Source organism: Nocardia sp. NPDC057663 (genome assembly GCF_042799895.1).
Lineage (GTDB): Bacteria > Actinomycetota > Actinomycetes > Mycobacteriales > Mycobacteriaceae > Nocardia.
This window is the reverse complement of the sequence record NZ_JBHVHX010000024.1, coordinates 1-13,505: the sequence shown is the minus strand read 5'-3', so window position 1 is coordinate 13,505 and position 13,505 is coordinate 1. Positions and strand designations below refer to the sequence as shown.

At 69.4% G+C, this 13,505-nt stretch carries 12 protein-coding genes; 5 read left to right on the top strand and 7 right to left on the bottom strand.

Annotation, left to right across the window (positions count from 1 at the left end):
* Positions 1-25 precede the first annotated feature (25 nt).
* Positions 26-1,426 (top strand): metallophosphoesterase, encoded by a 1,401-nt coding sequence (locus ACFVAV_RS31165; protein WP_379039164.1) that lies wholly within the window; start codon positions 26-28, stop codon positions 1,424-1,426.
* Here the strand turns inward: ACFVAV_RS31165 and ACFVAV_RS31160 are convergent.
* Together ACFVAV_RS31160 and ACFVAV_RS31155 are read right to left on the bottom strand one after the other, a co-directional pair.
* The gene (locus tag ACFVAV_RS31160; RefSeq protein ID WP_379039163.1) at positions 1,412-1,843 is read right to left on the bottom strand and encodes an Rv3235 family protein; all 432 of its coding nucleotides are present in this window, start codon (positions 1,841-1,843) and stop codon (positions 1,412-1,414) included. The genes ACFVAV_RS31165 and ACFVAV_RS31160 overlap by 15 nt on opposite strands.
* A 198-nt stretch (positions 1,844-2,041) precedes the next feature.
* Positions 2,042-2,884 (bottom strand): DUF72 domain-containing protein, encoded by an 843-nt coding sequence (locus ACFVAV_RS31155; protein WP_379039162.1) that lies wholly within the window; start codon positions 2,882-2,884, stop codon positions 2,042-2,044.
* A 104-nt stretch (positions 2,885-2,988) separates the two neighbouring features.
* On the opposite strand from ACFVAV_RS31155, the gene ACFVAV_RS31150 reads away from it, so the two are divergent.
* From ACFVAV_RS31150 to ACFVAV_RS31140, 3 genes are all read left to right on the top strand, one after another.
* Positions 2,989-4,215 carry an MFS transporter gene (locus ACFVAV_RS31150; protein ID WP_379039161.1) on the top strand — a complete coding sequence of 409 codons (1,227 nt, stop codon included), beginning with the start codon at positions 2,989-2,991 and terminating at the stop codon, positions 4,213-4,215.
* Positions 4,212-4,406, top strand: a complete 195-nt coding sequence (locus tag ACFVAV_RS31145) for a hypothetical protein (RefSeq protein WP_379039160.1) — start codon at positions 4,212-4,214, stop codon at positions 4,404-4,406. The genes ACFVAV_RS31150 and ACFVAV_RS31145 overlap by 4 nt, the downstream gene beginning before the upstream one ends.
* 196 nt (positions 4,407-4,602) lie before the next feature.
* Positions 4,603-5,925, top strand: a complete 1,323-nt coding sequence (locus ACFVAV_RS31140; RefSeq protein WP_379039159.1) for an LCP family protein — start codon at positions 4,603-4,605, stop codon at positions 5,923-5,925.
* A gap of 51 nt (positions 5,926-5,976) precedes the next feature.
* Here ACFVAV_RS31140 and fadD32 read toward each other — a convergent pair whose 3' ends face one another.
* A complete protein-coding gene (fadD32, locus tag ACFVAV_RS31135) occupies positions 5,977-7,857 on the bottom strand; it encodes a long-chain-fatty-acid--AMP ligase FadD32 (RefSeq protein WP_379039246.1) in 1,881 nt (626 codons plus the stop codon).
* Positions 7,858-7,941: 84 nt separating this feature from the next.
* Positions 7,942-9,162 (bottom strand): KasA/KasB family beta-ketoacyl-ACP synthase, encoded by a 1,221-nt coding sequence (locus ACFVAV_RS31130; RefSeq protein ID WP_379039158.1) that lies wholly within the window; start codon positions 9,160-9,162, stop codon positions 7,942-7,944.
* Between the two features lie 230 nt (positions 9,163-9,392).
* Here ACFVAV_RS31130 and ACFVAV_RS31125 point away from each other — a divergent pair, with 230 nt between their 5' ends.
* Entirely contained in the window at positions 9,393-10,385 is a 993-nt protein-coding gene (locus ACFVAV_RS31125) for an acyl-ACP desaturase (protein WP_379039157.1), read from the top strand.
* Between the two features lie 27 nt (positions 10,386-10,412).
* Here the strand turns inward: ACFVAV_RS31125 and ACFVAV_RS31120 are convergent, their stop codons facing one another.
* From ACFVAV_RS31120 to ACFVAV_RS31110, 3 genes are all read right to left on the bottom strand, one after another.
* Positions 10,413-11,693 carry a diguanylate cyclase domain-containing protein gene (locus ACFVAV_RS31120; RefSeq protein WP_379039156.1) on the bottom strand — a complete coding sequence of 427 codons (1,281 nt, stop codon included), beginning with the start codon at positions 11,691-11,693 and terminating at the stop codon, positions 10,413-10,415.
* A gap of 42 nt (positions 11,694-11,735) precedes the next feature.
* Positions 11,736-12,545 carry an SAM-dependent methyltransferase gene (locus tag ACFVAV_RS31115; RefSeq protein ID WP_379039155.1) on the bottom strand — a complete coding sequence of 270 codons (810 nt, stop codon included), beginning with the start codon at positions 12,543-12,545 and terminating at the stop codon, positions 11,736-11,738.
* A gap of 92 nt (positions 12,546-12,637) precedes the next feature.
* Positions 12,638-13,276, bottom strand: a complete 639-nt coding sequence (locus tag ACFVAV_RS31110; RefSeq protein ID WP_379039154.1) for a YdcF family protein — start codon at positions 13,274-13,276, stop codon at positions 12,638-12,640.
* Between the last annotated feature and the right edge of the window lie 229 nt (positions 13,277-13,505).

Below are 13,505 nucleotides of genomic sequence, written 5' to 3'. Positions count from 1 at the left end.
GGTAGACGGCGAACGGAGCTAGGCCATGCTCGATCCTCGACTGCACACCGCATGGCTGGTCAATGCGGCGTCCGGCGCCGCGGCGGCCACCGTCCGCGCACCGATGGCGCGGCCGCGCAGCTCCGTGATCCCCCGCGGTCAGCTGGTCGTCACCGATCTCGAGGTCGTGACGGTCACCCATGACACCGCGATCCTCACCTGGACCACCCGGCGGCGCGATCGATCCGGGATCCTGCGCCCCGCCGCCTCCGATACCGAGGTCCGGCTCGCCCCCGCCGACGGCCTGGCAGTGCCGGTGACACAGTTCTTCGATCCGCGCCGCACGGCATATCACTACGCCGAGATCCGTGGTCTCGAACCCGGTCGCCGCTACCGGTTCACCGCCTGGTCCGAGGGTGTCCGTGCGGTCGCGGGCCGCACCTGGGTGACGCGTCGTCCCGGCACACCGGAGGTGACCGGCGTCTTCCGCACCGCGCCACCGCCACCGGGCCGTCTGCTGCGGACCATCGCCCTCACCAACGACCTGCACTGGGGTGAGGATCGCAGCGGCCTGATCGTCGCCGGGTTGCCGCCCGGCCTGCGCCACGAGGACGGCCATTACCCACAGGTGATGACCGACGCACTGCTGCACGAGATCCGGCGGCCCGAACGCGCGGCCGACCATCTCGTCGTCGCCGGTGATCTCACCGACAGCGGCACCGCCGACCAGGTCGCCGGAATCCGCGCGCGCCTCGACCACTGGGGCACGCACGGCCGCGACTACCTCGCCTGCCGCGGCAACCACGACGTCGCGCGCGGGCGAGAGGACCACTGGGGCTGGGCTTTCCACGCCCGCCAGCGGCTCATCTGCCACGAGTTCGGCGGGCTGCGGCTCATCGGCCTCGACACCACGCGCCATCGGGGTGCGGGCGGCACGATCTCCGCCGCCCAGCTCGCACACCTGCGCGAGGTACTGGCCGCCGCGCCCGACCAGCCGACGCTGATCTTCGGCCACCATCCGGTGACCCGCTATGCGGCACTGAGTAATCCGGGCGGACCCGGATTCGTCCTCGACCGGGCGAGCGCGCACGCGTTGCAGGCGAGCTACCGGACCAGCCCCGGCGTATTCCTGCATCACAGCGGGCACACCCATCGAAACCGGATGAGCCGCCCGGATTCCGGGCGCGTCGAGTTCCTCGAGGTCGCCGCAATCAAGGAGTATCCGGGCGGCTACGCGCTGCTGCGGATCTACGAGCGCGGTTACACCGTGCACTTCCACCGCATCGCCGCCGCGGCGGCACTGGCCTGGACCGACCGGACCCGCAGGCAGTACTTCGGCCTGCACCCCGATCACGCGTTCGGTACTCTCGCCGATCGCAATCACCAGGTCTCGCACGATTTCTCCGGGGTCACCGCCCGGCGCCGACGTGCGTCAGAACAGCCGTAGCGCCACCAAACGCCAACGATCCTTGGCCAATTCGATGCGGCCCGCGATCGCGAAGGTTCGCGGGCCGCGCTGATAGGAGGCGAAGATCTCGGCGCCGCCCTGCTCGGTCGAGGTCACCCGCACGTGCTTGACCGTGGCCGCGCCGAGGCTGCGGCCCGGGGCGAGGTCCTGGGTGAGCATGGTGCGCACCGATGCCAGGACCCGTGCGTCGGTGACCGGGCGCAACTGGTCGGGCTGCCTGCGCCGGTCGACGACCTCGAGCACCAACCGCACGGACTGCTCGGCGAATCGCTGTGCCTCGACAACGGATTCGGCCTGCTTGCCCTGTGCGCACGCCGCGCTGACCGCCCGGCGCACACCGAACGGCGCACCACCGGCGGCTCGACGGCGCACCGACCCCGGAACGCGCTGCGGCACAGCGATATCCACTGCCTCGCCGACAGCCCGCTGAGATCGCGACGGCGTTCTTGCTGTTTCAAGGCCCGGCTCGCAATGCGGCGCACGCGACAACGACATTCGCTCCGTAGACATCACTCGTCCCCTTCGAGTCCGCCCACCCACTCCCCAGTGCTGGCGCACAGCATGCCACGGGGGTCCGACACGCGTCCGGGGAATTCAGAACAGGGTCATCGGTTCGTCGGGCTCGGGGGTGGGCTGCGGCGGGAGCTCCGGCACCACGGCGCCGACCGCGTCGTGGAAGCGGCGGGCCAGCCCGCGGGCGGCGGCATTGTCGGGGGTGTGCACGAACACCGTCGGTGAGCGGCCCTCGCGCAGCCACTCCGCGACGGTCTCGACCCACGGCTGCCAGCCCCCGATGGTGCGGTCCTCGTCGGCGCGGCCGTGGTAGCGCACGATCGGGTATTCGGTCAGTGCCCGCATCCGGCGCGGCACCCGTGGCTTCTTCGCGCGCGCCTCGTACTCCGACGGGTCACCGGGTGGTCCGTCGAACAGGACGGTCGTGTCGAAGGGCACCCACTCGGCACCGATCCGGCCCAGCACCCGTTCCAGCTGCACCGCGGCGCGCTCGTCGGTGAAGAAGGCCGGATGACGCACTTCGACCGCACAGCGCAGCCCGGCGGGCAGATCGCGCTGGAACCGGGCCAGCGCGCCCAGATCGGTGGGCCCGAAGGAGGCGGGCAGCTGAATCCACAGGGCATGCACCCGCGACCCGAGCGGCGCCATCACGTCGAGGAAGGCTTTCAGCTCGGCATGCGCGTCGACGAGCCTGCGCTCGTGGGTGACCGCGCGCGGCGGCTTCAGCACGAACCGGAAGTCCGGCGCGGTCTGCCGGGCCCACGACTCCACGGTCGAGGCCGACGGCGTCGCGTAGAAGGTGGTGTTGCCCTCGACGGCGCCGCAGTGCCCTGCGTAGGCGCGCAGCCGCTCCCCCGGCGCCGGCAGCCGCTGCTGCCACTGCGGATGCGTCCACATCGCACACCCGACCCGCAGCTCACGCACAGGCCGACGGTAGTACAGCGATCGGCCGCGCCTAAAATGAGACCGGTTGCCACCACTCGCCCCGTGAGCGTGCCCCGGTGCGCGCACGACGGAAAGGGCCTGTGATGGCGATTCTCACCAGTGAACGGCCCCGTGCTGTCTCCAGCACCCGCGCCCGCGCCTGGCTCGGTGTTTCCGCGGCGATGGTCGCGATCGCGTGGGGCGGCAACGAGTTCACGCCGCTGCTGGTGATGTACAAGAGTCACGGCCTGCCGCTGACGGCGGTCGATCTGCTGCTGTTCTACTACGTCCTCGGCATCGTGCCCGCGCTGCTCATCGGCGGCCCGCTCTCGGACCGGTTCGGGCGCCGCCCGCTGATGCTGCCCGCCCCGCTGATCGCGGCCGCCGGTTCGCTGCTGCTCGCGGCGGGCGCGGCCTCGGTCCCGATGCTCGCGGCCGGGCGGATGCTGTGCGGCGTCGCGCTCGGACTGGCGATGGCGGTCGGCGGCAGCTGGCTCAAGGAGCTCTCGCAACCGCCCTATGCCGCGGCCGCCGCCGGTGTCGGTGCCCGCCGGTCGGCCATGAGCCTCACCGCCGGGTTCGCGCTCGGCGCTGGCGTGGCCGGTGTGCTGGCGCAGTGGGGGCCGCTGCCCGATTCCACCGCCTATCTCGTCAACGCGGCGCTGTGTGTCGCGACCTCGGTGTGGCTGGCCAGGTCGCCGGAAACGGTGACGAGGCAGCCGAATCCGGGCAGGCTGCGCGACGACCTGAAGATCCCCGCCGCCGGGCATCGCCGCTTCCTGCGGGTCGCCGTCCCGATCGCCCTGTGGCTGTTCACCGCCAACGCGACCGCCTACGCGGTCCTGCCGACACTCATGCTGCCCCGCGTGCAGGGCGCCCCGATCGCCTTCTCCGCCCTGGTCACCATGGTGACGCTCGGCTGCGGCTTCACCATCCAATCGGTGGCCCGCCGGATCGACCGGCCCGGCACCGCCCGCGCCGCCGTCGTCGCCCTGGTGCTGCTCACCACGGGCATGGTGCTGGCGGCCTGGACCGCGGCCACCCTGAGCATCTGGGTGACACTGCTGACCGCCGTCGTGCTCGGCAGCGGGTACGGCATCGGCCTGGTCGCCGGACTACAGCAGATCGAGCGGATCGCGGGCCCCGGTGATCTGGCCGGGCTCAATGCCGTCTTCTATTCGGTGAGCTACCTCGGTTTCGGTGTGCCCGCCGTCCTGTCCGCCCTGCACGGCGGCTTCGGCTTCGGCTATCCGGCCATGTATCTGGTCGTCGCGCTGGTCGCCGCGGCCTGCCTCGCGCTGGTCGCCGCGAACTACCGTGAGCGGGCATGAGTATCGACCCGGTCGAGGCCCTGCGCCGCTGGCAGGATTCCGGCGCGATCTGGCGGGTGCTCGTCCGCCGCGCCGGCTCGGTGACCATCGGCCTGTTCGAATGCACCGGCGGTCAGGAAGTCGACCGGTTCACCTCCGCCGATCCGGCGCTGCTGCGATTCCTCGGTGAACGCACCAGCAGCGAGGACTGACCGCGGGCGGTCGCGGGGCTAGGCTGGTTGCCGTCATCGCTTCACGGCACGTGGTGGGCAAGGTGCGCGGACTACAGAGCTGACGGGCAGCCGGCACAGGAGGGCGCATGGCAGGACGTCGTTTCCGGGCGGGGCTCGCAGCCGGGCTCACGCCGTTCGTCGCGGCCTGTAGCCGTTCGACAGGTAGTGCACTGCGGTGAACCGAGACGACGCAGTGCCGCTACCACGCCGGGAAACACCCCGGCCCGGACCGCAGCGCGTCGGCAGCCAGGTCCCCCGCACCACCCGTCCGACCCGCCACGGCCGCGTGCGCCGGGCAGGCCTGATCATGGTCAGGATCATCGGCGCGACCACCGCGCTGGCCATCCTCACCGGCACCGGCCTGGCCTGGTCGGCGAAGAACGACGTCGATTCCGGCGTCACCCATTCCACCGCGCTCGGCGAAGACCCGCCCCGCTCGCGCGGTGGCGACGTCAACATCCTGCTGATCGGCCTGGACACCCGCAAGGACCTCAACGGCAACGACCTGCCGAAGGAGATCCTGGACCAGCTGCACGCCGGCGACGGCACCGAGGGCGGCTACAACGCGAATTCGCTGATCCTGCTCCACATTCCCGCCGACCTGCGCAAGATCGTCGCGTTCTCCATCCCCCGCGACGACTACGTTGCGGTGACCGGCATCCCGGGCTATCGGCAGATCAAGATCAAAGAGGCGTACGGACTGAAGAAGGCCGCGGTGCAGGCGAAGCTGATCGAGCAGGGCGAGACAGACCCGGTGGTGCTGGAGCGCCGCGGCCGCGAGGCCGGCCGCGCGTCGATCGTGTCCACCGTGCGCAATCTGGTCGGCGTACCGATCGACCGGTTCGCCGAGATCTCGCTGGCCGGTTTCTACGATCTGGCGACCGCGGTCGGGGGCGTCGATGTCTGCCTGAACAACGCGGTCGACGACAGCGAGTTCTCCGGTGCGGTGTTCCCGGCGGGCCGCCAGCACCTCGACGGTGCCCAAGCCCTCGCCTTCGTGCGGCAACGCCACGGCCTCCGCAACGGCGACCTCGATCGCACGCACCGCCAGCAGGCGTTCCTCACGTCGGTGGCCAACTCGCTCGAGGATTCCGGCACACTCACCAATCTGAGCAGGCTCTCGGCGCTGATGGATGTGGCGCACAAGGACCTGGTGCTCTCCGACGGCTGGAATCTGTTCGACTTCGCCCGCGAGCTCGGCGCGGCGGGCTCGCTGCCGGTGGAATTCCGCACACTGCCGGTGGTGCGCTACGACGTGATCGACGGCCAGGACGTCAATATCGTCGACCCGGCCGCGATCAAACGGGAGGTGCAGGCCGCCTTCGGACAGCAAGTATCGAAAACCACCACCACCGCGCCGATTCCGACCAGTGTCGTCGGTGTGCCCGACGACACTGGTCGGACGACAACCACACCGGGCACCTCGGCAGCTCCGCTGCCCGACACCGGAAAACCGGTGACCACCACGATCGGCAGCACCATCCCCTGCGTCAACTGAGAACGCCCGCAAGACAGTTCGGCCACCGGACATCCGGTGGCCGAACGGGTCTCACTCCTCGGGCGCGTCCGGATAGGCGTCCTGCCGGTGCCCGCCGCGCAGCGTGCCGTCCAGATATGCCGCCTTGCAGGCCCGCCGGGCGATCTTGCCGCTCGACGTGCGCGGGATCGACCCCGCGGGCACCAGCAGCAGGTCACGCACGGTGACACCGTGCCTGCGCGCGATCGCCGCGCGCACCGTGTCCACGATCGGCTCCGGGTCCAGTTTCGCTGCGCCCGTGCCGCGTTCGGCGACGATCACCAGCTGCTCGGCCGCCTCGTCGGTCGGTCCGCCCGCCTCGAGCACCGGCGCGGGCAGCTGCCCCGCCTGTACCGAGAACGCCGCGACGAACCCCGGCCGCAGCGCCGTGCTCGCCTCCTGGGCGGAGTACTCGAGATCCTGCGGGTAGTGGTTGCGGCCGTCGACGATCACCAGGTCCTTCACCCGGCCGGTGATGAACAGCTCGCCGTCGTGGTAGGCGCCGAAGTCGCCGGTGCGCATCCACCGCGCGTCGTCCGGTGCGCCCTCGGCCCGGCTGCCGACGGGATTGCGGGCGATCACCCGGTTGTGGAAGGTCTCCGCGGTCTCCCCCGGCCTGCCCCAGTACCCGACGCCCATATTGTCGCCGTGCAGCCAGATCTCGCCGACCTCGCCCTCCCGGCGCTCGATCCCGGTCTCCGGGTCGACGATCACCGCCCACTGCGACCGCGCGACGTACCCGCACGACACCTGCGCGACCGCGCCGCCGGAGTGCTCGTCGACCGCCACCATCCGGCCCGCGTTCAGCTGCCCGCGATCGACGTAGACCACCCTGGCCTCGTCGTCGCGTTTGGTCGCCGAGACGAACAGCGTCGCCTCGGCCATCCCGTAGCAGGGCTTGATCGCGTTCTTGGACAACCCGTACGGCGCGAAGGCCTCGTTGAACTTGCGCATGGAGGCCACCGACACCGGCTCGCTGCCGTTGATCAGGCCGATCACGTTCGACAGGTCCAGCGATTCGTCACCCTTGGGCAGCCCGCGCACCGCCGCGTGTTCGAAGGCGAAGTTCGGTGCCGCCGAATAGATCTCGGCACCGTCGGCCTGGGCCGCCAATTCCTTGATCCAGCGCGACGGCCTGCGCACGAACGCGCTCGGCGACATGATGGTGATGAACTTGCCGCCGATGGTCGGCAGGATCACCGACAGCAGCCCCATGTCGTGGAACAGCGGCAGCCAGGTGACCCCGCGCGCGTTCTCGGTGATGCCGATCGCGTCGATCATCTGCAGCAGATTGGTGCCGACCGCGCGATGGGTGATCTCCACGCCCGCCGGCGCCCGGGTGGACCCCGAGGTGTACTGCAGGTAGGCGACGCTGTCGATGTTGATGTCGGGCCTGCGCCAGCCCGCGCCGACGGTGTCCGGAATCGCCTCGACCGCGATGATCCTCGGCCGTTGCGCGGCGGGCTGTTCACGGAAGAACTTGCGGACCCCGGCCGCCGCGGTGCCGACGGTGAGCACCGCGACGGGTTCGCAGTCGCCCAGGACCGCGTGCAGCCGGTCGCTGTGGCCCTGCTCCTCCGGATCGAACAGCGGCACGGCCACATTCCCCGCGTACACCGCCGCGAACAGCGCGACGACGTAGTCCAGGCCCTGAGGTGCGAGCACCGCGACCCGGTCACCGGGCGTGGTCACCTGTTGCAGCCGCGCGGCCACCGCGCGCAGCCTGACCCCGAATTCCCGCCAGGTCAGCTCCTGGTACTCACCCTCACGTTCCCGTGAATAGTCGATGAAGCGATAGGCCAGATCGTCCCCGTTGGCCTCGCTGTGTTTGTCGACGAAGTCGATCAGGGTCTGGTCACCGGGAATCCGGATATTGCCCAGTTCGTCCACATAGTCGTCGAAAGTCTCGCCGATCATTCCCTATCCTTTTCAACGCACAATGCCTCGCCGGGAGGCTGAACTCGTGCAATCTGTAGGAGGCGCCGCCGTGGCGAAGGGTCAATACCGCCCGAAGGCGACGGCGACGTTGTGCCCGCCGAATCCGAAGGAGTTGTTCACCGCGTAATCGATCCGCCCGCGCCGAGCCTCACCGGAGACCACGTCCAGATCGATCTCGGGGTCCTGGTTGTCCAGGTTGAGGGTGGGCGGAATGATGCTGTCGCGCACGCTCAGCACGGTCAGCACCGCTTCGAGCGCACCGACCGCGCCGATCGAATGCCCGAGCGCCGACTTGGGCGCGTACACCGACGCGTGCGAGCCGATCGCCTTGCCGATCGCGTTGGCCTCGGCGGTGTCACCGATGGGCGTCGCGGTCGCGTGGGCGTTGATGTGGGTGACATCGGTGCGGCTGATCCCACCGGTCTGCATCGCCCGCGTCATCGCCCGCGCCGCGCCGGTGCCCTCGGGATCCGGTGCGACGAGGTGGAATCCGTCGGAGGTGACGCCCGCCCCGAGCAGCCGCGCGTGGATCGTCGCGCCGCGGGCCTTGGCGTGCTCCTCGGTCTCGATCACCATCATCGCGCCCGCCTCGCCGAAGACGAAGCCGTCCCGGTCCTTGTCGAACGGTCGCGAGGCCGCCTTGGGATCACCGTTGCGGGTGCTCATGGCGCGCATCTGGGTGAACGCCGCGATCGGCACCGCTTGGATAGACCCCTCGACACCGCCGGTCACCACCATGTCGGCATCGCCCATCACGATCATCCGCCAGGCGTTGGCGATCGCCTCCGACCCCGACGAGCAGGCCGAGACCGGGGTGGAAACACCGGCGCGCGCCCCCAATTCGAGGCCGACGCAGGCGGCGGGGCCGTTGGGCATGATCGCCTGCACAGTCAGCGGCGAGACCTTCCGGTACCCGCCGTTACCGAGCTTGTCGCGGGCGAAGATCAGGGATTCCGCGCCGCCGAGTCCGGTGCCGACCGAGACCCCGAGCCGGTCGCGATCCACCTCGGGATTGCCCGCGTTGCGCCACACTTCGCGACCGAGGACCACGGCCATCTGCTCGACATAGGACAGCCTGCGCACCTCCTCGCGGGTGAGCGAGGCGGCCGGGGCGACCTTCAGATGACCGCCGATCCGCACCGGCAGGTCGAAGTCGTCGACGAAGGAGTCCTCCAGGACGTCGATTCCGCTTTCGCCGTTGAGCAGACCCTTCCAGGTCGAGTCGACGTCGCCCGCGATCGACGTGGTCGCCGCCAGGCTCGTGACCACGATGTCCGTCATATTTTTCGCTCACTCTCTCTAGCTATGCCACGACTGGATCGGGAACCGCTGATGGAGCTGAACTGGTGGAGCGTATATGCACTCGGCGCGACGCGCCCAAATTCAGAAACAGTGCCCTCCGCACCGTGTCGTTCGGAGGCGCCGTGCGCCGGGTCTATCCTCGGCGACGACGGGCAACAATACCGGACCAGCGCAACTCTTGCTTTTCACTTCACGGAAAGGGCACGAGCTTGGCCAGGAACCTCACCCAATTGGAACTGCTCATCGAACTCGAACCGGTCGCCGCGAGCAATGTCGACCGCCATCTGTCGATGGCCAAAGACTGGCATCCGCACGACTACGTCCCCTGGGACCAGGGCCACAACTTCGCCGCCATGGGCGGAATCGATTGGGACCCTGAGCAATCCAAGCTCAGCGAGCTCGCCAAGGCGGCCATGATCACCAACCTGCTCACCGAGGACAATCTGCCGTCCTACCACCGCGAGCTCGCGGAGAACTTCTCCAAGGACGGCGCGTGGGGCACCTGGGTCGGCCGCTGGACCGCCGAGGAGAACCGCCACGGCATCGTGATACGTGACTACCTCGTGGTCACTCGCGGCGTCGACCCGGTGGCCCTCGAGCAAGCGCGGATGATCCATATGACCAACGGATATTCGGTGATGGCCGTCGTCGACGCCAAAGCGGGCGGCATCGACATCAGGGCCAACGCCGTGGCCGGCATGCTGTACTCCGTCGCCTACGTGACCTTCCAGGAACTGGCCACCCGGGTCAGCCACCGCAACACCGGTCGCGTCTGCGACGACCCGATCGCCGACCGCATGCTCGCCCGCATCGCCGCCGACGAGAACCTGCACATGATCTTCTACCGCAACCTCTGCGCCGCCGCGCTGGACCTGGTGCCCGACCAGGCCATCGAGGCGATCAACACCATCGTGCAGGGCTTCCAGATGCCCGGCGCGGGCATGCCGGGCTGGCGGCGCAACGGTGTACTGATGGCCAAGCACGGCATCTACGACCTGCGCCAGCACCTGGACGAGGTCCTGCTGCCGGTGCTGCGCAAGTGGAACATCTTCGAACGCACCGACTTCAGCGCACGGGGCGAGCGGGCACGCGAGGACCTCGCGGCCTACCTCGACCGGCTCCGCGTCGACGTCGGGCGATTCGAGGAGCAGCGCGACCGCTCGCTCGCGCGCGCGGCGAACCGCGACCGCCAGCCCGTCTAGGGCGGTGGCACCGATCCGGCCCGGCCGCTACCGGGCCGGATAGCGGCGCGCGTCGTGCTTGTTCCGGTACATCGCCGAATCGGCCTCGTGCACCAATTCGTCGACCGTGCCGGGTAGTTCGTCGAAGTAGGCGGCGCCGATGCTCACGCCCACCGCGAGCATGTGCCCGTCCACCTCGAGCGGTGCGGTCAGCGCCGACACCAGATCGTCGGCCAGCTCCGCCAGTTGCGCTTCCCCCGAACACTCCTCCACCAGCACCAGGAACTCGTCACCGCCGATCCTGGCGGCCATCGCGTCCAGCGGGCGGACACCGTCACGCATCCGATCGGCGACGACCCGCAGCACCCGGTCACCGACCGTGTGGCCCCACAGGTCGTTGATCTCCTTGAAGCCGTCCAGATCCAGGTAGCAGACCCCGATCGGTGGTTCGGCGTCGGCAAGCCGGCTGAACAGGTGCGGGCGGTTGGGCAGGCCGGTGAGCGCGTCGTGGTTCGCGTCGTGCCACAGCCGGTCGGCGAGCTGTTTGCGTTCGGTGACGTCGACCGCGACGCCGATCAGGAACCGCATATTGCCGTCGGCGTCGCGCACCGCCGACATCGACAGGTCGATGACGGTGACCTCGCCGTCGTCGTGCAGATGCTCGGTCTCGGTGCGGAAGCTCTCGGATTCGCCGGTGACCATGCGCTGCAGTTCGACGAACGCGTGGTTGAGATTCTGTGGGCCGAGGATGTCGGCGACGGTCCGCCCGGGCATCGTCTCCGGGGTGTGGCCGAGCATCTCGGCCATGGTGGCATTGCAGTTCACCACCCGGCCGGACAGGTCGACGGTGCCGATGCCGACCAGGGCGCCGTCGAACACCGCCTCGAAGCGGGCTTCCGACAGCGCCCGGCGGCTCTCGGCTTCCTGTGCGGACGCGAGCACCGCGGCCAAGGTCGCCTCCTGCTCGGCCAGGGCCGCAGCCCGCAGTGCCCCGGTGAAACCGGCAGAAAAGTCGGCGGCCAGGCCGATCACGCGGTCCATGACCTCGGGCAGCGTCGGATCGTCGGGCCCGTCGGCGGCGATGGTGACCAGGTCCTCGCAGATCACCCGCACCGATCGGCTCACCGCCGCCGGATCACGGTAGTTGGCCGCGACCAGCATCCTGGCGGCACGGCGGGCGACATCGGAATCCTCACCACCGCGCGCCGCGTCGATCAGACCGGTGCACAGGGCGGCGAGCATCTCCTCGATCTGGGAGCGGTTGAGCGTGGGAGCGACGACGCCGTCGAGGGCATCGGCCCACCGCTGCGCCAGCTCCCACGACCCCACTACTCGTCCACCCTCATCTCATAGCACCGCCGAATCTGCGGCTCATTCTTTCCGCGCAACCCCGGCCAGGCCGAGCGATCGGCCCGGCTTCTCGTGCTGATCCCGCTCCGACTCCGGCCGCCACACCGGCAGTTCGACGACTCCGGGCGACACCATGCCCCAACCCTGAAACATCGCCACGATCGCGTCCTTGGACCGGAATCGGATGCCGACCCTGGTCTCGTTGGCGGAGTGCTCTCCCAGCTTACCGGCATCCTCCGGCCGCATCTCCGAGGTGAGATGTGAAATGGCTATGAAACTGCCCGGTGCGACCACCTCCCGCAGCGCGGCGACCTTGCCCGCCGGATCGTCGGCGTCCTGCACCAGGTGCAGCACCGCGATCAGCAGCAGCCCGACTGGCTCGTCGAAGTCGATCAGACCGGTCTCGCGCACCGCGGCGATCAGTTCGCCGGACTTGCGCAGATCGGCCTCGATCGCGCCCGCCTGTTCCCGGCCCCGCAGGATGGTCCGGGAGTGCACGACCGCGACCGGGTCGATGTCGACATAGAGCACCCGCGCCTCGGGATCGATCTCGTGGACGATCTCGTGCACGTTGCCCGCGGTGGGGATGCCGGAGCCGATGTCGAGGAACTGCCGGATTCCGGCGTCGAGCATGAAGCGCACCGCCCGGCGCAGAAAGGCACGGTTGCTCAGCGCCAGACGCGGCAGATCGGGGACGAGCTTGGTCCCCATCTCCGCCGCCATCCGGTCGACGGCGAAATTGTGCGAGCCGCCGAGCAAGGCGTCATACATCCGAGCCGGGCTCGGATGCTGCATATCGACGCCCTCCGGTGCCCACGCAGGCCTGTCCATCGCGTACCCCTGTCCCGTTGCCGCACCACCGCACCCCGCGACGACGCCAGACGCATCGTAGTGCGCGACACCGACTTCGGCGCGCCCGAACGCTAACCCTCGGCGCCGAACGGCTGCGCCCACAGCGGAGCCACATCCGGCGTCATCGTCGCGACCACCGGGATGCCCGCCGCCAGGAAGTTGTCCAGCGCCCGGCGCATGTGATCGGCGGAGGTGATGAGCACGGCCTTGTGCACGCCGAGCGCCTCCATCAACTTCGCGGAGAACTCCGCGTTCTGCACAGTGGAACCGGCCTGGGTCTCGGTGTAGATCCGCTGCCTGGCCACCCCGCGGATATTGAGCCAGTCCGCCATCACCTGCGCCTCGGTGACCCCGTTGCGCGGATTGCCGCCGGTGACGATCACCGGGGAGGCGGGTGACATGAACGCCTGGATCAACGCGGCGTGCAGCCGGTTGCTCAGCTCCGCGCGCATGGTGCCGTCCGGCAGCAGACCGTAGCCGAGCACCACGATCGCGGTCTCCGGGCCGTAGGTGTCGGGGAGCTCGATACCGGCAACGCCCGCAATGGAATTCGCCGCGCCCGCAATGCCGTCGGCGACGCCGGCGAGCGGGTCGGGCGACGGTGCGGCGAGCGCGGGCGCCGCGGTGGCTATCACGCCGATCAAGGCGGCGGGCAGCACGAGGGCGGCCGTGCCGCGCCGCAGCGACTTGTGAGTGAACAACCAATCCATGGTGACCTCCCGAAGCAACGTCGCACCATGGTCGCTGACCGCGCAGAGCCATACACAGATTTCTGAAATATTGATGGTTCGGACTGCAATCCCCCGATTCTAGGGGCACGTCGACGGCCGGCCTGCTACGCGAGAGACCTTGTCCGGGAATGCAAAAAGGCCCTCCAGCAATGCTGGAGGGCCTTTCGCAATGATGTTCCGGCGGTGTCCTACTCTCCCACACCCTGTC